The sequence below is a fragment of the Streptomyces shenzhenensis genome (assembly GCF_021462265.1).
Lineage (GTDB): Bacteria > Actinomycetota > Actinomycetes > Streptomycetales > Streptomycetaceae > Streptomyces > Streptomyces shenzhenensis.
Window position 1 is genome coordinate 18,559 of the sequence record NZ_JAJONF010000053.1, and the last position, 20,275, is coordinate 38,833.

Sequence of the window (20,275 nt, forward strand, 5' to 3'; positions counted from 1 at the left end):
ACGGGGCGGACAACCACGCGAAGGGTTCTGAAAAGGGGCGAGCCGGCCAGCGGCTCGCCCCTGACCTCTCACGGAACGTAACCCACATGACGTAGGGAACCGTAACCAAATCACTCCATTGGCCGTTCCCGGGCAGAACGCCCGCGCCGACCGACCCATGGATGTCCCTTGCCCAGGTTCAGTGTCATCGTCCCCGCGTACCAGGTCCAGGCGTATCTGCGCGAGTGCCTGGACTCGGTGCTCTCGCAGTCGTACCCCGATCTGGAACTGATCGCCGTGGACGACTGCTCACCGGACGCCTGCGGCGCGGTCATCGACGAGTACGCGGCCGGGGACGCGCGCGTGCGGGCCCTGCACCTGCCGGAGAACCAGGGCCTGGGCGGCGCCCGCAACGCGGGGACGGCGCAGGCGCGCGGCGACTACCTGCTCTTCCTGGACGGTGACGACACGCTGAGGCCTCACGCGCTGCGGGCGATCGCCGACCGGATCAAGGAGACCGGCGATCCCGACGTGCTCGTGTACGACTACGCGCGGACGTTCTGGACCGGCCGGGCGGAGCGCAACAGGCTCGCGTCGCACCTGACCGAACAGGGCCCGGCGCCTTTCCGGCTCGAAGACCGGCCGGGCCTGCTCCGCGTGCTGATGGTGGCCTGGAACAAGGCGTACCGGCGGGAGTTCGTCGAGGAGCACGGCTTCGTCTTCCCGCCCGGCTACTACGAGGACACGCCCTGGACCTACCCGGTCCTGATGACCGCCGAGTCGATCGCGACCCTCGACCGGGTCTGCGTGGACTACCGGCAGCGGCGCCAGGGCAACATCCTCGGCACCACGAGCCGCCGGCACTTCGACATCTTCGAACAGTACGACCGGGTCTTCGCGTTCCTGGCACAGCGGCCCGAACTGGCGCACTGGCGGCCGGTGTTGTTCCGCCGCATGATCGACCACTTCAGCACGGTGTTCACCAGGCGGAACCGGCTCCCGAAGGGCAGCCGCGCCGAGTTCCTGCGCACCGCCCGCGCCCACTACCGCCGTTACCAGGCCAAGGGCACGCCGTTGCCGTGGCGCACCCGGCTGCGTCACGGCCTCGTCCACTACGGCCTGCACCGCACCTATCGCGCCCTCCAACTGGCGATGTCCGCCCGCCGCCGCGCCCTGAAGGCCGCCGTCAAGTCCGCCCGCGGCCTGCGGTCGGCCCTGCTCCAGCTGCACTACCGCGTCCAGCTGCGGCTCCCGCTGCGCGCCGACCGCGCGGTCTTCGCCGCCTACTGGAACCGCGGTCACAGCTGTAATCCGGGCGCGCTGGAGAAGGCGTTCCGCACCCATGCCCCGCACATCCGCACCGCGTGGATCGCCCGCTCCGAACACCACCACACGATCCCGCCGGGTCCGCGCCGGCTGCGTCCGGGCACCTTCGCCTACTGGACGGCGCTGGCCCGCTCCAAGTACCTGGTCAACAACGTCAACTTCGACCGGCGGCTGCGAAAACGCCCCGGTCAGGTGTTCGTGCAGACCCAGCACGGCACCCCCCTCAAGCACATGGGCCTCGACCTCCAGGAACACCCGGCGGCTGCCGCCGGCATGGACTTCGAGGAGCTCCTGCGGGGCGTCGACAAGTGGGACTACGTACTGTCCGCCAACCGGCACACCACCCTGACCTGGGAACGCGTCTACCCCGGCGGATACCGGACCCTCGAATACGGCTACCCGCGCAACGACGTGTTCCAGCAGGCCACCTCGGCCGACGTCACCCGGATCCGCGAGTCGCTCGGTGTCCCGCGGAACACGGTCGCCCTGCTGTACGCGCCGACCCACCGCGACTACCGGCGCACCCAGCGCCCCGTCCTCGACCTGGACCGGATCGCGCGCCGCCTCGGCCCGCGCTTCGTGATCCTGGCCCGCGCCCACTACTGGCACGGCGCTCCGCTGTCGTCCGGGGACCGGGTGATCGACGTCAGCGGCCACCCCAGCGTCGAGTCGCTCTGCCTGGCCGCGGACGCGCTGGTCACCGACTACTCCTCCCTCATGTTCGACTACGCCAACCTGGACCGGCCGATCGTCGTGCACACCGAGGACTGGGACGCCTACCACGCGGCCCGCGGCACCTACTTCGACCTGCGCTCCAGCCCGCCCGGCGCGGTCGCCCGCACCGAGGACGAACTGATCGACATCTTCGCCACCGGCCACTGGTGCGGCTCCCGCTCCGCCCAGCTGCGCGCCGCGTTCCGCGAACGGTTCTGCCGGTACGACGACGGACGCGCCGCCGAGCGGGTCGTCCGGCACGTGGTGCTCGGCGAGACGGGCGGGCTGCCGGAGTTCATCCCGTTGGCCAGGCGGCACCCCGTGCCCTCGGCGGTCCCGGGGCTCACCCACTCCCCGCTGGCCACCGTTCCGCAACCTTCCGGCCATCCGCCCGTCACCGAGGGCCGCTGAACGCCGTTTGCCTTGCAGGGAGTCCTCTCATGTCCCCCAACACCTCGCGGCCCACTCCGTCCCGGCCGTCCACCTGGCGGCCGGCGGGAAGGCCGGGCCGCGTGCACACCTGAGAAAGAGCAGCATGCCCCGCTTCAGCATCATCGTCCCGTCCCACGGGGTCGCCGGCCGGCTCTCCCAGGCGCTGGACTCGGTCCTCGCCCAGTCCTTCGGCGACCTGGAGCTGATCCCGGTCTGCGACGCGCCCGACGCCCCGGCCGCCTCGGTCGCCGCCGCCTACGCCGAGCGGGACTCCCGGGTGACCCCGGTGCACTCACCGCCGTCGGCCGGGCTGAGCGGAGCCCGGAACACCGGGATGCGGGCGGCGAACGGCACATACCTGCTGTTCCTCGACGGCGACGACGTCCTGGTCCCGGGCGCGCTGGCGCTGCTCGACGCGCGGCTCGCCGAGACAGGTGACGTGGACGTCCTGTACCTGGAGCACGAGCGGACCCCCTGGTGGGAGGGCGAGCCGACCAACCCGGCGGCACCCCTGCTGGCGGGCGCCCCGAACGGCGCGTTCTCCCCGGACCGGGCGCCCCGGCTGACGGGCGTGGCCCTGCCGGCCTGGAGCGCGGCCTACCGCCGTTCCTTCCTGGCCGAACGGCGGCTGCGCTTTCCGGACGGGCACTTCACCGACCTCGGCTGGGGCGGCCTGACCACGGTCGCCGCCGAGCGGATCGCGGTGCTGCGCTCGGTGGTCGTACGGCACCGGCTGCGCAGGCAGGGCAGCCGGCTGAATCTGCCCGGGCCGCACCAGCATGAACTCCTCGACCAGGCGGAGCTGGTGCTGGAGCGGGCGGCCGGGCTGCCCGGCGACCGGGCGCGGGCGCTGTTCGAGCAGGTCTTCGGGGTGGTGCTGAAGACGGCCGCGCGGCCGGACCGGATGCCGTCCGGGCACCGGGCGTTCTTCCGGCGGGCGGCCCGGCTGCACCGCACGCACCGGCCCGCCGGGTTCCGGATGCCGGGCGGGAGTGTGGGAGTCCAGCACCGGCTCCTCGCGGCGGGCGCGTACACGGCGTTCCGGGTCCTGCGCGGGGCCAACCGGGTCGTGGACGGCGCGGCCGAGCTGCTGCCCCGCCCGCACCTGCCGCTCACCCGGCTGCGGTACGCCCTCGACCTGCGCCGCCCGCTGGATCCGAACCTCGCCGTGTACTGCGCCTACTGGGGGCGCGGCTACGTCTGCAACCCGGCCGCGATCCACGCCGTGGCCCGCGATCTCGCCCCGCACATCCGCTCGGTGTTCCTGGTCGAGGCCGGCCAGGAGCACACCATGCCGCGGGACGTCGATTACGCGGTGATCGGCAGCCGCCGCTACTGGCAGGTGCTGGCCCGCGCCAAGTACCTCGTGAACAACGCCAACTTCGCCGAGGGGGTCGTCAAGCGACCGGGCAGCGTGCACGTCCAGACGCAGCACGGCACCCCGCTGAAGAAGATGGGCGTCGACCAGTCGACGTACCCGGTGGTCGCCGCGCAGACCGGCAGCTTCACCAAGCTGCTCGGCCGCGTCGACCGCTGGGACTTCAACCTCTCCTCCAACCGCCACTCGACCCAGACCTGGGAGCGCGCCTTCCCCGGCTCGTACCAGACCCTGGAGTACGGCTATCCGCGCAACGACGTCTACTACACGGCGACCGCCCACGACGTGGTCCGGGCCCGCCGCAGACTCGGCGTCCCGGACGGCAGGACGGCCGTGCTGTACGCCCCCACCCACCGCGACCACCACACCGGCTTCGAGCCCGGCCTCGACCTGGAGGCGTTCTGCGAGGCGGCCGGCGAGGACGTCGTCGTCCTGCTGCGCGCCCACTACTTCTACGACCGGGGCGCCGGCAAGGGCGGCGGCCGGGTCATCGACGTCACCGCGCACCGCTCGGCGGAGGACGTGTGCCTGGCCGCGGACGCCCTGATCACCGACTACTCCTCCATCATGTTCGACTACGCCAACCTGGACCGGCCGATCGTCGTCTACGCCGACGACTGGGAGGTCTACCGGCAGACCAGGGGCGTCTACTTCGACCTGATGGCCGAGCCGCCGGGACCCGTCGCCCGCACCCCGGAGGAGCTGGCCCGGCTCTTTCGCGACGGCTCCTACCGGGGCCCGGAGTCCAGGCGGCTGCGGGCCGAGTTCCGGGCGCGCTTCTGCCAGTTCGACGACGGCCTGGCCGCCGAACGCGTCGTACGGCGGGTGTTCCTCGGCCGGCCGCCCCAGGACATCCCGACGGTGATCCCGCTCGCCGAACGCCTGCCCGCCCCGGCCGCGACCCTCGTCAGGAGCTGACCGTGCCCCGACTCAGTGTGATCGTCCCCTGTTTCAGGGTGCAGGGCTTTCTCCGTGAGTGCCTCGACTCGGTCCTGGAGCAGTCCTTCCACGACATCGAGGTGATCGCCGTCGACGACCGCTCCCCGGACGGGTGCGGCGCGATCCTCGACGAGTACGCCGCCCGCGACCCCCGGGTGAAGGTCCTGCACCTGCCGGAGAACGTCGGCCTCGGCCGCGCCCGCAACGCCGGCATCCCGCACGCCACCGGTGACTTCCTCCTCTTCCTCGACAGCGACGACACCCTCACCCCGGGCGCGCTGCGCGCGATCACCGACCGGCTGGCGGAGACCGGCGATCCGGACGTGCTGGTCTTCGACTACGCCCGCACCTACTGGTGGGGCGGGACGCGGCGCAACGCCCTCGCCGAGGTGCTCGGAGTCACGGCGGACGTGTTCACGGCGGCCGAACACCCGGAGATCCTCGACCTGTTGATGGTGGCGTGGAACAAGGTCCAGCGCCGGGACTTCGTCGAGGAGAACGGCTTCCGGTTCCCGCCGGGCTACTACGAGGACACCCCCTGGACCTTCCCGGTCATGCTCAGCGCGGCCCGGATCGCCACCCTCGACCGGATCTGCCTCAACTACCGGCAGCGCCGGCAGGGCAACATCCTCTCCACCACCAGCCGCAAGCACTTCGACGTCCACGACCAGTACAAGCGGGTCTTCGCCTTCGTCGACGCCCGCCCGGAACTGGCCGGCTGGCGGCCGTACCTGCACCGGAAGATGGGCGAGCACTGCCTGGACATCCTCGCCAAACCGGACCGGCTGCCGCCGGCCGCCAAGGGCGAGTTCTTCCGGCGCACGGCGGAGCTGTACCGGGCGTTCCGGCCCGCGGGAACCGGCCCAGCCGGCCCAGCCGGCCTCGGTGACCTCGGTGACCTCGGTGACCTGGGTGTGCTGGGTGGCTCCTACGCGTCGTACCGGCTGCGACAGGAGGCCGGGCGGGCCGGACGGGCGGCCGGCAGGCAGGCCCTGCGGGTGCGGCGGGCGGCGGGTGCCCAGGCCCGGCGCGCACTGACCGGACTGCGCGGCCTGCGCCCGCTGGACGAGGACCTGGTCATGTACTCGGCGGCCTCGCACCAGGGGCTGCGGGGCGACCCGGCGGCCGTGTACCGGGCGGCCCGGGAGCTCGCACCCCGGTTGCGTGGCGTCTGGGTGGTGCGGGACGCGGAGGCGGCGGCACAGCTCCCGGCCGACGTCGAGCACGTACTGCTGGACTCTCCGGAGTACCTGCGGCTGACCGCCCGCGCGAAGTTCTTCGTCAACGACGTCAACTGGCCCGGCGCGCTGGTGAAACGGCCCGGCAGCGTGTACATCCACACCCACCGCGGCACCCCGCTCAAGTACCTGGGCGCCGACCTGCTCGGCAAGCCCGGCGCCCGGCTCGGTTTCGACGTGCCGCAGATGCTGCGCAGGGCCGACCGCTGGGACCACAGTCTGGTCGCCAACCGCCACTCGGAACTGGTGTGGGAGCGGGCCTACCCCTGCCACTTCGCGTCGGCCCGCACGGGCAGCCCGCGCAACGACGTCCTGGTCACCGGCGGCCCGACGGACTTCCGGACCCGGCACGGCATTCCGGCCGGCCACACGGTGGTGCTGTACGCGCCGACCCGCCGCGACTACGTCCGGGGCGGGCACGTCGACCGGATCGACCTGGCCCGGTTCGCCGCCGACCTCGGCGCGGGGCACACGCTGGTGGTCCGCCTGCATCCGGCCCTCGCGACCGGTCCGGCGCGCGGGATGGGCCTGGCCGAGCTGCACCGGCGCGGTGTCCTGGTCGACGCGACCGGCGAACCGCACGCCGAGGACGTCATGCTCGCCTCGGACGCCCTGGTCACCGACTACTCCTCCCTCATGTTCGACTACGCCAACCTGGACCGGCCGATCGTCGTGCACGCGGACGACTGGGCCGCGTACACCGCGAGCCGGGGCGCCTATCTCGACATCACCGCCGAGGCGCCCGGTCATGTCTCCCGCACCTACCGCGAGTTGGCGTGGCTGTTCGCCTCGGGCGCCTGGCGGGACGAGGAGTCGGCACTGCTGCGGGCCCACTTCCGGTCCCGGTTCTGCGAGTTCGACGACGGCAGGGCCGCCGAACGGGTCGTACGGACGCTGCTGCTGGGCGAGCCGATGCCGCCGCCGGCCCGGGTGCCCGGTCCGGCCGGGTCCCGTGACCTGTCGGTGACGACGTGAGACCGCGCACCTGGGTGCTGGTGCTGGCCGCCGTCTTCGCGGTGCTGCAACTGGCGAACGTCACCGGCCGGGACACGCCCGACTCCAAGAACTACGTGTCGTACGCGCTGGCGCTGGGCGGGGCGGGCAAGCGGGCGGCGGCCGCCGAGACGGTGGACTGGGTGTGCGCCGGCGACGCGTCGGCGGCGGAGCGCGCGCAGCGCGTGGACGTGCTGCGCTTCCACGCGCCGAGTCCGGCGGGCCGGGTGTCCGCGGACTGCCGGACCGGTGAACTGCGGCGGGTGGAGCGGCGGTTGTGGGCCGGGGGCGCGCAGACGGACGGGCACATCGTGCCGTTCGTGGGTCCCCGGCTGCGGCGGATCTTCGAGGTGCGGCCGGGCTATCCGGTGTTCCTGCTGCCGTTCGTCACCGTGTTCGGGGTGACGTGGGGGGTGTGGCTGGCGAGTGTGCTGGTCGCGGGCGCGGGCGGGGTGCTGGTCTTCCTGGTGCTGCGGACGGTGTCGGTACCCGTGCCGCTCGCGCTCACCGGGCAGGTTCTGTACTACGTCCTGCCGGTCGGCACGACCGCGATGCGGCCGATGGCGGAGGGGCTGATGCTGGCCCTGACCCTGACGGCGGTGTGGGGCTGCGCGCTGGCCCTGACCGGGCGGGCCGGGACGCACAGCAGAGAGGGGACGGGGCCGACCGCACGGGCGGCGCGCACGGCGCGCACGGCGCGGGCGGGGACGGGGCTGGTGGCGGGCGCGCTGGTCGCGCTGGTCGCCGTGAAGCATTCGCAGGCGCTCTTTCTCGGCGGGTGCCTGGCCGCGGCCGCCGCGGTGGTCGCGCTGTGGCGGCACCGGCACGGGCGGCGCCCCGGGCGCGCGGTGGCCACGATCGCGGCGGTGGCATGCGCGGCGGTGGCCGGCACCCTGCTCCTCGCCCGGCTGCTGCGCTACCCGTCCGAGACGGAGAGCGTGCAGGACCTGCTGACCGGCCACTACACCCACCCCGACCGGGCCCACCCGTGGCGGGAGTTCCTCCATCTGGAGTCCGACTTCTGGGTGGAGTGGCTGCGCCGGCAGCTGCTGGCGCCGCTGTTCCCGGCAGCGCTGGCCGCGGGGGCGTGGGGAGCGCGACGGCGGCCCGCCTTCGGCGTCTTCCTGCTGGCGGCCGCCGGCACCGGCATCCTCACCCAGGCCGGGCACCCCGACATCACCATCGGAGGCGACCGGCTGATCGTGCTGGCCTGGCTGCTGCCGGTGGTGGGCGTGCCCCTGCTCCTCGAACCGCTGGCGCACCGGCCGGTCCAGGTTCCCGCCCAGGGGTCACCCAGGGCGGTCGGCGTCACTCGATGAGGTGATGGACGGCAACGCCGTCGGGACGCGCGGGAACACTGGACAAATGGTCCGCCCTGCCCGTTTCCTCCAGTGAGCACCGGCGCCCTGCTCCGGCGCGCCACGCGTGGCTCCACCGCCCTGCGCGGCGGCCAGGTCCGCAGGCTCACTCCGTACCAGGCCTTCGGCCTGCTGTTCTGGCTGCTGATGACCCTGGCGTACTGGCGGGTGCCGCCGTGCTGCGAGGCCGGACTGCACGCGGCGGCGGTGGCCCGGCTGCGGGCGGGCCTGCCGGACCCGGCCGTCTCACCGTATGTGCTGGCGCAGGGGGCGCTGGCGCGGCTGACCGGACTCTCCGGATGGCAGCTGCTGCGGGTGTGCGGCCCGCTGAACCTGCTGGTGCTGCTGACGGGCCTCGGCCGGCTGGTCCGCGTCCTGACCCCGCGCCCGTGGGCACCGGTGCTGGCGCTGGCCTTCGTGTCCGTGCTGTGGGGCACCCGGCCGGCGTGGGGCGGGGGCTCGCTGGCCCTGCTGCCGCTGACCGGCAGCCTCGGTTACCCGTCCGCGTTCGCCCTCGGGCTCACCTTCTGGGCCTGGGCCCTGACCGGCGCCCGCGCCCGCGACCTGCGCCGGGTGCGCTATGTCGGCCCGAGCGGCCTGCGCAGCCTGTCCGGATACGCGGCGCTCGGGCTGCTGTACGGGGCGGTGGCCCTGGTCGACCCGGTGACGGGGGCGGGCGCGGCGGCCGGGGCTGTGGCGTTCGCGGCGGGGTGGCAGCGGGGGTGGCGGGGAGCGGTGTGGGGGCGGTGGGCACTGCTGTGCGCGGTGGCGGCGGCCGTCCTCGCCTTCGGGACGCACGCGCGCGTGCTCTCGCCGTCGCCGTACGGGCCGTACACGTCGTACGACGGGCTGGCCGCCCGGTGCTGGCTGGCCCTGCTCGGGCTCCCGGCGCTGTGGCTGCGGGCGCGGCGGGCGGCCGGGCCTGCCCCGCGGAGCGCGGCGGGGCGCGCGGCCTGGGGTGATCCGCTCGTGCTGCTGTTCGTTCTGGAGTGCCTGGTACTGGCGTGCGGCCGGCTGGTCGGAGTGCTCGGGCTCGTTCTGCTGGCGCCGCAGTGCGCGCTCGCCGTGGAACTGGCGGCGCGGCGGCCCTGGTCCGGTCCGCGGCGGGCGCTCGGCTGGGCCGCGGCCGGCGGGGTCTGCCTGGGCTTTCTGGCCGCGCAGGCCGGGGCGGTGGTACCCCGCTCGGTGGACCCGGTCGGCTTCCTCCAGCCGCCGCGCTGGCCGTCGTACGACTGGGCGGCCCGGCACATCGGCCCGGGGGAACCGGTGATCACGGACGCGTACTACGCCGTCCGGCTGCTCCCCGGGTACGGCATCGAGCTGGCCGACGGCCACGCCCACCGCCCCCGGGTGCGCTGGCTGCTGCTGACGCGGCAGGAGCGGCTGCCCGCGGAGGCGGTGGTCGTGGACTGGAGCCGGCGAACCGGGGAGGTGCTCGCGCGGCTCACCCGGACGGGGCACACTCCCCCGGTACCGCCGGTTACTCGATGACGAGCTCGACCGGGATGTTGCCCCGGGTGGCCTTGGAGTAGGGGCAGTAGGCGTGGGCCTGGTGGACCAGCTTCTCGCCGGTCTCGTCGGCGAGCGCCTCGGGAAGCTCGACGCGCAGGGTGACCTTGAGCGCGAAGCCGCCGTCGGACTCGTCCTTGCCGATGCCGACCTCGGCGGTCACGGAGATCTCGCCGGTGTCGACCTTGGCCTGGCGGCCGATGGCACCGAGGGCGCTGGCGAAACAGGCGGCGTAACCGGCGGCGAAGAGCTGCTCGGGGTTGGTGCCCTGGCCGTTGCCGCCCAGCGCGGGCGGGAAGGCCAGCGCGAGGTCCAGCTGCCCGTCCGAGCTGACCGCCCGTCCTTCCCGGCCGGTGGCGGTGGCGGCTGCGGTGTAGAGCGCGTCCATGGAAGACCATCCCTCTCGAAGTGCTCGATGCGTCGGCGTTCCGGCGGCTCCGTTCCGGCCGCCTTCACGACCCCAAGTAGAGCACACAATTAAATTGTGCACAACTAAATGACTCGCGAGCGCTACGCTTGAGCCATGACCGCGACGACCCCGACCCCCAGCCCCGTCCCCGACGCGGAGTGGCTCCACCTGGACCGCCAGATCTGCTTCTCCCTGCATGCCGCGTCCCGCGCCTTCAACGGCGTCTACCGCGTGATCCTCAAGGACCTGGGGCTCACCTACCCGCAGTACCTGGTGATGCTGGTGCTGTGGGAACAGGGCGACCTGCCGGTCAAGAAGCTCGGCGAACATCTGCGCCTGGACTCCGGCACCCTGTCGCCGCTGCTCAAACGGCTGGAGGCGGCGGGCCTGGTGCACCGCGAGCGCAGCGCCCGGGACGAACGCTCGGTGGAGGTACGGCTGACGGAGGAGGGGGCCGCGCTGCGGGAGCGGGCCGTCCAGGTGCCGCGGCGGATCGCGGCGGCGACGGGCTTCGACCTGGAGGAGATCCGGGACCTGAAGGAGCGGCTGGACCAGCTGACGGGGAAGTTGGACGCGGCGGCGCTGCGGGAGGGTTCCTACTGAAAGGGGGCCGGGGGCCCTGGGAAGCACTCCCTTTCTACCGGCTCTCAGGGGCACGGGGGTGTAGCCGGTGGCTCTCAGGAGCGCGGGGCTGTAGCCGGCGTGCGGCTACCCGCGTGGGCGCGGCCGGCCCCCGTCGACCCGCAGCCCGGACTCCTCCGAGCCCACCCGAATCGGGCGCACGTACAACCGCAGCGCGACCCGGTCGATCACCGTCTCCTCCCGAAGCACGAACTGCTGGTTCAACACCTCCAGCTTGGCCCGCTCCGTAGCCAGCCGCGGCCGGTACCCGCCCATCGCGTACTTCTCCACCACCGCCCACACCTCGTCCGCCCCAGCGAGCCGCCGCCGCAGCGTCCCCGCCCCCACCTCCCGCCCGTACAGCGTCCCCGACTCCGGCCCCGGCTCGGCCAGTGCGACGTCCCTCGTGGCCGTGAAGCCGGCCGGATACGCGAGCTCCGCCCCGCGCGCGTGAGCCGGCAGGAACAGCACGGGGTCACCGGGCCGCAGCGCCCGAGCGACGGCCGCCGCCACCGCCCCGAGGTTGTCGGCACGGGTCCCCGGCAGCCGGTCCGCCCGCAGCAGCGGGACCTGGTGGGCGAAGGCGAGGAGAATCGCCAGGACCCCGGCCAGGGTGAGCGCGGCCGAGCGGGGCACGGGCGCCACGGCACGCGACCAGAGCCGGCCGAGCAGCCCGGCGACCCGGTCCGCGCCGAGTGCCACCAGCAACGGCGCCCCGGCGAGCGCGTACAGCACGTACCGGTCGACGTACAGCGGGGTGAGCTGTGAGGCCAGCATCAGCGCCACCGGCGGCAGCACCGCGAGCGGCAGCGCGACCGCCGCGAGCGTCACCTCGCCGCGCCGGCCCACCAGCCGCGTCAGTCCGAGCAGCCCGAGCGCCAGGCACGTCCAGTACACCCCGTCGGTCGGTCCGAGGTACTGGCGCAGCAACTCCTGCGCGGTCTCCACGTCCGGCTCCCGCAACCAGGCCACCTGGGCCGACTGCCCGTGCGAGACCACGACCATCGGCAGCAGCGACAGCGCCACGCCCCCGGCCGCGCAGCCCCACCCCCGCCACACCTTTCCCGACGAACGGGCCAGCGCCAGCGTTCCCGCGTGCGCGAGCAGCAGCAGGACGGCGAACTCGTGCAGCCAGCAGGTGACTCCGAGGACGGCGCCGTACCACCACCAGGCCCGCCGCCCCGCTTCCCGCACCGCCCGGACGAAGAGCAGCGTCGCTCCGGTGGCCCCTGCGGCGACCAGGGCGTACGAGCGGCCCTCCTGCGCGTAGTGACCGACCAGCGGGGTGACCGCGTAGAGCAGCCCGGCCCACAGGCCGACCCGCGGCCGGGCCAGGCGGGTGCCGAGGACGGCCACCAGGCCGGCGGTGACGGCCGCCGCGCACACCGAGGGCAGCCGGAGGACGACCTCGCCGGGGTGGCCGGGGTCGGCGGCGAGGACGACGTGCATCAGCAGGTAGTACAGGCCGTGCACCGCGTCCACGCCGTGCAGCAGCCGCCAGATCTGCGGCACCGTGCGCCGGGCGACCTGGTAGGTGACGGCCTCGTCGCGCCACATGCCGCCGCGGTGCAGCCCCCAGAACCCGACCGCGAGCATCGCCGCGGCCGGGACGGCCACGGCGAGGACCCGGGCGGCCCCCGCCCACCGGGGCGGGCAGCCCAGCGGACACGGCCGGCTCCCTGGAGCCGGCCGGCCGTCTTCCGCTGTTCGCGTCGTGCGCGGATGTGTTTTTACCAGAGGCCCGATAGTCACCACGGCCCGATCTTTTGCGATTAGCCAACCTTTGCCGGGTAATGACGGCGTATCGGCATGGATACACCATCCACGCGGCTTACGCTCGCGGTCGATGAACCGCCACCCGTACACCCCGCCTCCACGTGTTCCGTTCGCCTCCCCTGTTCGACTCCCCCGGCTCTTCCGGCCCTTCCGGCTCTCCCGGCTCCGCCGTCCGCCCGGCCTTCCCCGTCTCCTCTGCCTCGCCGTCGCCTGGGCCGCCACGCGCACGCTGATGCTGTGGCTCCTCGCCCACAACAACGAGCGGCCCCTGGGTCACGGAGCGGTCGCGCGCGAAGTGTGGCGGCTGTACTTCCACTGGTACGGCGTCCTGTCGCACGGCGCGTTCCCGGCGCACGACACGTTGTGGCAGTACCCGCCGGGCGCCGGCGCGGTGCTGCTCGCGCCGGGGCTGGTGCCCGGGCTCAGCTACTTCCAGGCGTTCGTGGCGCTCACCCTGGCCACCGACGCGCTGATCACGGCGGCGCTCGCCCGCGCGGGCACGCGCTCCGGCCGCACCCTGCTCGGCGCGGCCTTGTGGACCGGCGGCCTGCCCCTGCTGCTGCACCTCCCGCTCGCCCGCTACGACGTGGAGGTCACCGCCTTCGCCGTGCTCTCCCTGCTGGCGCTGTCGCGCTCCACGCGCGCGTGCGGTGCGCTCGCGGCGCTGGGCGCGCTGGTGAAGGTGTGGCCGGCGCTGGTGCTGCTGGGCCTGGAGCGCGGGCGTCCGACCCGTACGGCCTGGCTGTCCGCGGCCCTGACCGGGACCGTCACCCTCGCCGCCTTCGTGGGGTCGTTCCGCAACCCGCTGGCCTTTCTCCGTCAGCAGGGCGGCCGGGGCGTGCAGGTGGAGTCGCTCGGCGGTACCGCGCTCAGCCTCGCACGGCACGCCGGCTGGCCGGGCAGGACCCGCTACCAGTACGGCGCCATCGAACTGGTCGGTCCGCACGTGCGCGCGGTCGCGACCGTCTCCCTCGCGCTCACCGCGGCCGCCTTCGCGCTGCTGCTGCTGTGGCGGGTGCGGGCCCGGCACTGGAGCCCGGCCACCCCGTACGACGCGGCCCTCAGCGCCGTACTCCTCTTCACCGTCACCAGCCGGGTGATCAGCCCGCAATACATGATCTGGCTGCTCGGCCTGGCCGCGGTCTGCCTGTCCTCACGGCACACCACCCAGCGTCCGGTCGCCGCGCTGATCGTGGCGGCGACCGCGCTCAGTGCCGTCGCCTACCCCGCGTTCTACACCGAGGTCGTCCGGTGCACCTGGACCGGCTGTCTGCTGATGCTCGCCCGCAACGGCCTGCTGGCCACCGCCGCCGTGCTCTCCCTGACCCGCCTGTGGCGGGCCACCCGCCGCCGCGAGAGCACGGCACGGGTCCGCCCGGCCGCGGTGGGCCGGGCCGCGGTGGGCCGGGCCGCGGTGGGCCGGGCCGACCGTCCGCGGATGTCGGCGGCACCTGCTTCACTGAGGGGTGACGGCGGCTGACGAAACACCTCGGCCAACTCACGAAGGGGACGGCCACACATGACCTGGCTGATCACCGGCGGCGCCGGTTACATCGGGGCGCATGTCGTACGCGCGATGACGGAGGCGGGCGAGCGGACGGTGGTGTTCGACGACCTGTCCACCGGGATCGCCGAGCGCCTGCCCGAGGACGTGCCCCTGGTGACGGGCTCCACGCTCGACGGTGAGAAGGTCGCGCGCGTGCTGGCCGAGCACGAGGTGACCGGGGTGGTGCACCTGGCGGCGAAGAAGCAGGTCGGCGAGTCGGTGGAGCGCCCGCTGCACTACTACCACGAGAACGTCGAAGGCCTGCGGGTGCTGCTGCAGGCCGTGACGGAGGCGCGGGTCGCGTCCTTCGTGTTCTCCTCGTCCGCCGCCGTCTACGGCATGCCGGACGTCGGCCTGGTGACGGAGGAGACGCCGTGCGTGCCGATGTCGCCGTACGGCGAGACGAAGCTCGCGGGTGAGTGGCTGGTCCGCGCGACGGGCCGGGCCACCGGTCTCGCCACGGCCTCGCTCCGCTACTTCAACGTGGCCGGCGCGGCCCGCCCCGAGCTCGCCGACGTGGGCGTGTACAACCTCGTCCCGATGGTCTTCGAGAAGCTCACGGAGAACGCGCCGCCGCGCATCTTCGGCGACGACTACGCGACCCCGGACGGCACCTGCGTCCGTGACTACATCCACGTGGTGGACCTGGCCGAGGCGCATGTGGCCGCCGCCCGCGCCCTCCAGGCCGGGCCGGGCCGCGAGCTGACCCTGAACATCGGGCGGGGCGAGGGCGTCTCGGTCCGCGAGATGATCGATCTCATCAACGCGGTCACCGGCTACGACCTCCCCCCGGCCGTCGCCCCGCGCCGCCCCGGCGACCCGGCCAGCGTGGTCGCCTCCGCCGACCGCATCACCACCGAACTCGGCTGGAAGGCCGGACACGACGTCCAGGACATGATCGCCTCGGCCTGGGAGGGCTGGGTACGCCTGCACCCGGAGGCGGCCCGAGGCTGACCCCGTACCCTGCGGGAACGCCCTGCCTCCGCGATCCTGCACGAGCTGCTGCGGGTGGCCCTGGCCGGAGACGACCCGGCGGCCGCCGTACCGGGAAACGCCGGCGGCGGTCCACCCTGGCCACCGGGGCCGGTGGGCCACCGTTCTCGCCCCCGCCCGGCACCCCGGCCTCACGACCGAGTTCAACGGCGCCGTGCGGCCCTGCCAGGCTTCGGCGACCGGGTGCTGCGAGTGTGGTGGACCTAATGGCGCTGGCCCAGCCTGGTGTCTTGCGAGGAGGCCCCGGTGTTCACCGCGCTGGCCCGGCAGCGCCGAGTGAAGGCGAACGCGTGTACCCGTGTTCGCTGGTAGGGCTGACTATGAGGGGAGTCAGGAGTGAGTGTGCGAATCTCGCTCGTATGGTCGTGAGGGACAAGCGACGGGAACGGGGTGTGTCGGCGTGACGGAAGCGGTGGGGACTGACGGCATGGGCCATGCCCGGTACACCTACCGGCTGCGCGTGTCGTCCGCCGCCCGTACTGCCCTGGCGGCGGAGTGGGCCCGTTGCCGCTGGGTCTGGAACGAATGCGTCGCCAAGTCCAGGGCCGTACACCTGCACAACAGGGCCACCGGCCAGCAGGCCACGTGCGGCCCGGCGCAGCTCGACAGGATGCTGACCGAGGCCCGAACTCGCACACCGTGGCTGCGGGCGGGCGCGTCCGTTCCCCAGCAGCAGATCATCCGCGATTTCGGCCGCTCCCGCGCCAAGGCGCACAAGGACATCCGGGGGCGGTTGCCGATGGCGCGCCGGGCCGGGATGCCCGGGCACAAGAAGAAGCGCGATGCACTGGCGAGCCTCAACTACACCCAGCGCGGCTTTCGGCTGAAGGACGGCCGTCTGCATCTGGCGGGCGGCATCGTGGTGACGGTGGTGTGGTCGCGGGAGTTGCCGGCCGAGCCGTCCTCGGTGCGCGTGTACCAGGACAGCCCCGGGCACTGGTATGCCTCGTTCGTCGTCCCCGCCCAGGCGCAGCCGCTGCCGGAGACCGGCCGTGTGGTCGGCGTGGACTGGGGCGTGAAGGAGACCGCCACCACCACGTCCGACGACCACGACCTGCCGCACGCCGGGCACGGCAGGAAGGCGCAGGCGAAGCTGACCCGGTACGACCGGATGATGGCCCGCCGCAGACCGAAGAAGGGGCAGCCCGCCTCCAAGGGCTACCGCGAGGCGAAGAGGCTGCGCGCGAAGGCGTACAAGAAGGTCGCCCGGCAGCGAGAGGACACTGGCCGTAAGTGGGCCAAGAAGGTCGTGCGCGACCATGACGCTGTCGCCGTCGAGGACTTCAGGCCGAAGTTCCTGGCCAGGACCACCATGGCCCGTAAGGCCGCTGACGCCGCGATCGGCGCCACCAGGACGGCCCTGATCGAGATGGGCCGCAAGCACGGGCGGGACATCCGCCTCGTACACCCCGCGTACACCACGATGGACTGCGCGCACTGCGGAGCGAGAGCCAAGCACGCACTGCCGCTGGGTGAACGCACCTACACCTGCACCGTGTGCAGTGCCGTGTCACCACGGGACAAGAACTCCGCACAAGTGATGCTCGTCCGGGCTGGTCTCAACCCGGCTGGTGCCGATGGCGCAAGACCTCCTGGAGCGCTGCTCCAGGAGGCGGCCTGAGCCAGGAATCCCCTCCCTTCAAGGAGGGGAGGACTCAAAGCGCCTTGAGCGCCTCCGTGGTCCCGCGGGCCAGCGCCGCCAGATAGCCCTTGGGCAGCTTCGGGGTGCGGATCACCACCGAGCGCCAGTACAGCGGGCCGGAGATGAGGTCCATGGCCAGGTCGTCGTCGAGGCCCTCGGCGAGTTCGCCACGCCGCTGCGCCGCCTCGATGATCTTGCTGGCGACGCCCTCCTGGCCCTCGCGCAGCGTCTTCTGCATGGCCTCGGCGATGTCGGGGTTGCGGGCCGCCTCGGCCTGGAGGTCCGGGATGATCTGCGAGGCGACCGGGTGGCGCAGCGCGCGGGAGGTGACCTCGTAGAGCAGCCGCAGGTCGCCCTCCAGGGAGCCGGTGTCGGGCACCGGCAGGCCCATCACGGCGAGGGCGGAGACGACGTCGAGGACCAGGTGCAGCTTGGAACGCCAGCGGCGGTAGACGGCGGTCTTGCCGACGCCCGCGCGGCGCGCGATGCCCTCGATGGACATCCGGGCATACCCGACCGCCGCGAGCTCCTCGAAGACGGCCGCCCGGATGGCCTCGGTCACGTCCTCGCGGAGGACGGCCGCCCCGGCGGGGGCTCGTCGGCGCGGACGCGTCTGGGGCTCCTCGGCGTTCGTCGTCATGGCCCCAGCATAGGCGCGTAACGACGAAACGGTTGCGTTCCGACGACGTCCCGACGCGGATCCGCCACTCGAACGCCGCAGCGCGGGCGCGCTGAACGCGCCCCAGCTCACCGCCGTACCGAACGCGTGCCCATACCGCAGCGCAACGAATCGGTCGCGCCCCGACCTCGAACGTGTTACGGCGCACATCCGTCCGTGACGACGAAACGGTTGCGTTCCGACGCCGACTCCGCCTACGCTCCCGTTGCGACGATACGGTTCCGTCCCGACGTAAGAAAACGTGAAGAGAAGCGTAAGGAAACTTCGGATGACGGGCCCGGCGCCCAGCCGGACGCCGCACCCCCACCCCCCGAGTGAAAGCAGCGGATGTGACCCAGGTTCTCCACACACCGCCCCCGGCCCCGGTCACGGCCGAGGACGACCTCGCGGCGCTCGCCGCCCGGCACGGACTCTCGGTCAGCGGCGCCCGTCCTTCCCTGCCCCAGTACATCCGCCAACTGTGGGCGCGACGGCACTTCATCACCGCGTTCGCCACCGCCAAGCTCACCGCCCAGTACGCCCAGGCGAAGCTCGGCCAGGTCTGGCAGGTCATGACCCCGCTGCTGAACGCCGCGGTGTACTTCTTCATCTTCGGTGTGCTGCTCGGCACCAAGCGTGGCGTACCGGACTACATCCCGTTCCTGGTCACGGGCGTGTTCATCTGGACGTTCACGCAGAGCTCGATCATGGTCGGCACCCGCGCGATCGCCGGCAACCTGGGTCTCGTCCGCGCCCTGCACTTCCCGCGGGCGGCGCTGCCCATCTCCTTCTGCCTCCAGCAGCTCCAGCAGCTGCTGTTCTCCATGGCCGCCCTGGTCGTCATCCTGCTCTGCTTCGGGGTTCCGGTGGCCGCCTCCTGGCTGCTCGCGATTCCCGTGCTGATCCTGCAGTTCACCTTCAACGCCGGCTTTGCGATGATCATGGCCCGGTGGGGTGCCAAGACCCCGGACATCGCCCAGCTGATGCCGTTCGTGCTGCGCACCTGGATGTACATCTCCGGCGTCATGTGGAGCATCGACAAGCTGACCAAGAACCACCACGGTCTGCCGAGCTGGGTGAACCCGGTACTCAAGGACAACCCGGCCGCCGTCTACATCGACCTGATGCGCTACGCCCTGATCGACAGCTTCCACTCCAGCCAGTTGCCGCCGCACGTGTGGATCGTCGCGACCGGCTGGGCCCTGCTCTTCGGCGTCGGCGGGTTCATCTACTTCTGGAAGGCTGAGGAGACGTACGGCCGTGGCTGAGAACGTGAGCGACACCCCCAGCATGAGCGACACGCGCGTCGGAAACGACCCCCGCATCCCCACCGTCGTCGCCGACCGCGTCGACATCGTCTACCGGGTCAACGGCACCGGCGCCGGACGCGGCTCCGCCACCGCCGCCCTCAACCGCATGCTGCGCCGCAAGCAGACCGAGAAGGCGTCCGGTGTCCGCACGGTGCACGCCGTCAAGAACGTCTCCTTCGTCGCCTACAAGGGTGAGGCGATCGGCCTCATCGGCACCAACGGCTCCGGCAAGTCCACCCTGCTCAAGGCCGTCGCCGGCCTCCTCCCGGTGGAGAACGGCGCCATCTACACCGACGGCCAGCCCTCCCTCCTCGGCGTCAACGCCGCCCTGATGGGCGACCTGACCGGCGAGAAGAACGTCTACCTCGGTGGCCTCGCCATGGGCATGTCCCGCGAGGAGATCAAGGAGCGCTACCAGGACATCGTCGACTTCTCCGGCATCAACGAGAAGGGCGACTTCATCACCCTCCCGATGCGCACCTACTCCTCCGGCATGGGCGCCCGGCTGCGGTTCTCCATCGCCGCCGCCAAGGACCACGACGTCCTCCTCATCGACGAGGCCCTGGCCACCGGCGACGCGTCCTTCCGCATGCGGTCCGAGGAGCGCATCCGCGAGCTGCGGGAGCGTGCGGGCACGGTGTTCCTCGTCAGCCACAACAACAAGTCCATCCGCGACACCTGCGAGCGGGTGCTCTGGCTGGAGCGCGGGGTGCTGCGCATGGACGGGCCGACCGAGGACGTCCTCGCGGAGTACGAGGCCTTCACCGGCGACAAGTCCGACAAGGCGAAGCCGAAGGCCGCCCAGCCTTCCTGAAGCGGCGTTCCCGAAGCAGCCTCAGGAGAGAGTCCCGCAGAGTTCTACGACCGCGAGCCGCGCCGTTGCCCGACGGCGCGGCTCGCGTCCGTCTGGAACACCCACGTCCGGTAGACGAGGAAACGGAAGGCGGAGGCGAGCACGATCGACAGGGCCTTCGCCACGTTGGATTCCAGCGGGCCGTCGAGGCCGAGGCCGTGATAGCCGGCGTAGAACAGACCGCTTTCCAGCCCGACACCCAGGCCGCTGAACACGAAGAAAAGTGCGATCTGCTGTCGTGTGCGCGAGGCCCGGTCCCGATAGGCGAAAAACCGGAAGCCCGCGTAATTGGTCGCCATCGCCAGGCAGCTGGCCGCCACTGTGGCGGTCATGGCCGGCCAACGCAGGCCGCTCAGCAGCAGGTTGAAGAGCAGGAAATTGACGAGGACACCGCTGCCGCCGACGACCCCGAATTTCACGACTTCGAGCACGACCTGCGGGACCGGCCGCCCCACCGCGAGTTGAACTGTCACACGGCAGACCATATCCGAGACGCCCCGATTAGCAGGAAACGGTAAATTCCACGTCCGTTTTCCCCTGGATACCGGCAAGAACAAACACCGGCAGGAAAGAAGGCGCCCCGGACCGTCACCGGCCCGGG

At 72.5% G+C, this 20,275-nt stretch carries 15 protein-coding genes; 11 read left to right on the forward strand and 4 right to left on the reverse strand.

The features are described from left to right. The first annotated feature begins 168 nt into the window (after positions 1–168). From LQ326_RS40330 to LQ326_RS40350, 5 genes are all read left to right on the forward strand, one after another. Positions 169–2,430 carry a bifunctional glycosyltransferase/CDP-glycerol:glycerophosphate glycerophosphotransferase gene (locus LQ326_RS40330; RefSeq protein WP_234544048.1) on the forward strand — a complete coding sequence of 754 codons (2,262 nt, stop codon included), beginning with the start codon at positions 169–171 and terminating at the stop codon, positions 2,428–2,430. Between the two features lie 124 nt (positions 2,431–2,554). Then, a complete protein-coding gene (locus LQ326_RS40335) occupies positions 2,555–4,747 on the forward strand; it encodes a bifunctional glycosyltransferase family 2 protein/CDP-glycerol:glycerophosphate glycerophosphotransferase (protein ID WP_234544049.1) in 2,193 nt (730 codons plus the stop codon). 2 nt (positions 4,748–4,749) lie between these two features. Next, a complete protein-coding gene (locus LQ326_RS40340; protein ID WP_234544050.1) occupies positions 4,750–6,981 on the forward strand; it encodes a bifunctional glycosyltransferase/CDP-glycerol:glycerophosphate glycerophosphotransferase in 2,232 nt (743 codons plus the stop codon). Beyond that, entirely contained in the window at positions 6,978–8,318 is a 1,341-nt protein-coding gene (locus LQ326_RS40345) for a hypothetical protein (protein ID WP_234544051.1), read from the forward strand. Before LQ326_RS40340 ends, LQ326_RS40345 begins: the two co-directional genes overlap by 4 nt. A 72-nt stretch (positions 8,319–8,390) precedes the next feature. Next, positions 8,391–9,848: a hypothetical protein gene (locus LQ326_RS40350; RefSeq protein ID WP_234544052.1), complete on the forward strand. Its 1,458-nt coding sequence runs from the start codon at positions 8,391–8,393 to the stop codon at positions 9,846–9,848. Here LQ326_RS40350 and LQ326_RS40355 read toward each other — a convergent pair. Then, complete coding sequence (locus LQ326_RS40355) at positions 9,838–10,254, reverse strand: organic hydroperoxide resistance protein (RefSeq protein ID WP_234544053.1); 417 nt, start codon at positions 10,252–10,254, stop codon at positions 9,838–9,840. The two genes, LQ326_RS40350 and LQ326_RS40355, sit on opposite strands and share 11 nt — an antisense overlap. A gap of 135 nt (positions 10,255–10,389) precedes the next feature. Here LQ326_RS40355 and LQ326_RS40360 point away from each other — a divergent pair, with 135 nt between their 5' ends. Then, positions 10,390–10,878, forward strand: coding sequence for a MarR family winged helix-turn-helix transcriptional regulator (locus tag LQ326_RS40360; protein WP_234544054.1), 489 nt, complete (start codon positions 10,390–10,392; stop codon positions 10,876–10,878). A 105-nt stretch (positions 10,879–10,983) separates the two neighbouring features. Here the strand turns inward: LQ326_RS40360 and LQ326_RS40365 are convergent, their stop codons facing one another. Beyond that, positions 10,984–12,513, reverse strand: coding sequence for a glycosyltransferase family 39 protein (locus tag LQ326_RS40365; protein WP_308402132.1), 1,530 nt, complete (start codon positions 12,511–12,513; stop codon positions 10,984–10,986). A 391-nt stretch (positions 12,514–12,904) separates the two neighbouring features. Here LQ326_RS40365 and LQ326_RS40370 point away from each other — a divergent pair, with 391 nt between their 5' ends. From LQ326_RS40370 to LQ326_RS40385, 3 genes are all read left to right on the forward strand, one after another. Beyond that, positions 12,905–14,152 carry a glycosyltransferase 87 family protein gene (locus LQ326_RS40370; RefSeq protein ID WP_234544077.1) on the forward strand — a complete coding sequence of 416 codons (1,248 nt, stop codon included), beginning with the start codon at positions 12,905–12,907 and terminating at the stop codon, positions 14,150–14,152. A gap of 39 nt (positions 14,153–14,191) precedes the next feature. Next, entirely contained in the window at positions 14,192–15,172 is a 981-nt protein-coding gene (gene galE / locus LQ326_RS40375) for a UDP-glucose 4-epimerase GalE (RefSeq protein WP_234544055.1), read from the forward strand. Positions 15,173–15,638: 466 nt separating this feature from the next. Continuing rightward, positions 15,639–16,832: an RNA-guided endonuclease InsQ/TnpB family protein gene (locus LQ326_RS40385; protein WP_234544056.1), complete on the forward strand. Its 1,194-nt coding sequence runs from the start codon at positions 15,639–15,641 to the stop codon at positions 16,830–16,832. 34 nt (positions 16,833–16,866) lie between these two features. Here the strand turns inward: LQ326_RS40385 and LQ326_RS40390 are convergent, their stop codons facing one another. Continuing rightward, positions 16,867–17,493: a TetR/AcrR family transcriptional regulator gene (locus tag LQ326_RS40390; protein WP_234544057.1), complete on the reverse strand. Its 627-nt coding sequence runs from the start codon at positions 17,491–17,493 to the stop codon at positions 16,867–16,869. A 368-nt stretch (positions 17,494–17,861) separates the two neighbouring features. On the opposite strand from LQ326_RS40390, the gene LQ326_RS40395 reads away from it, so the two are divergent. Both LQ326_RS40395 and LQ326_RS40400 read left to right on the forward strand, forming a co-directional pair. Continuing rightward, positions 17,862–18,779, forward strand: coding sequence for an ABC transporter permease (locus LQ326_RS40395; protein ID WP_234544058.1), 918 nt, complete (start codon positions 17,862–17,864; stop codon positions 18,777–18,779). A 22-nt stretch (positions 18,780–18,801) separates the two neighbouring features. Next, positions 18,802–19,635, forward strand: coding sequence for an ABC transporter ATP-binding protein (locus LQ326_RS40400; RefSeq protein ID WP_234544078.1), 834 nt, complete (start codon positions 18,802–18,804; stop codon positions 19,633–19,635). A 44-nt stretch (positions 19,636–19,679) separates the two neighbouring features. Here the strand turns inward: LQ326_RS40400 and LQ326_RS40405 are convergent, their stop codons facing one another. After that, positions 19,680–20,147, reverse strand: a complete 468-nt coding sequence (locus tag LQ326_RS40405) for a GtrA family protein (RefSeq protein WP_234544059.1) — start codon at positions 20,145–20,147, stop codon at positions 19,680–19,682. Positions 20,148–20,275: the final 128 nt, after the last annotated feature.

What these genes read in the sequence shown, in the direction of transcription:
- LQ326_RS40390 (WP_234544057.1), bottom strand. Translation starts at nt 17,493, where the DNA reads ATGACGACGAACGCCGAGGAGCCCCAGACGCGTCCGCGCCGACGAGCC.
- LQ326_RS40370 (WP_234544077.1), top strand. Translation starts at nt 12,905, where the DNA reads ATGCTGTGGCTCCTCGCCCACAACAACGAGCGGCCCCTGGGTCACGGA.
- LQ326_RS40355 (WP_234544053.1), bottom strand. Translation starts at nt 10,254, where the DNA reads ATGGACGCGCTCTACACCGCAGCCGCCACCGCCACCGGCCGGGAAGGA.
- LQ326_RS40400 (WP_234544078.1), top strand. Translation starts at nt 18,802, where the DNA reads ATGAGCGACACGCGCGTCGGAAACGACCCCCGCATCCCCACCGTCGTC.
- LQ326_RS40385 (WP_234544056.1), top strand. Translation starts at nt 15,639, where the DNA reads ATGGGCCATGCCCGGTACACCTACCGGCTGCGCGTGTCGTCCGCCGCC.
- galE (WP_234544055.1), top strand. Translation starts at nt 14,192, where the DNA reads ATGACCTGGCTGATCACCGGCGGCGCCGGTTACATCGGGGCGCATGTC.
- LQ326_RS40360 (WP_234544054.1), top strand. Translation starts at nt 10,390, where the DNA reads ATGACCGCGACGACCCCGACCCCCAGCCCCGTCCCCGACGCGGAGTGG.
- LQ326_RS40335 (WP_234544049.1), top strand. Translation starts at nt 2,555, where the DNA reads ATGCCCCGCTTCAGCATCATCGTCCCGTCCCACGGGGTCGCCGGCCGG.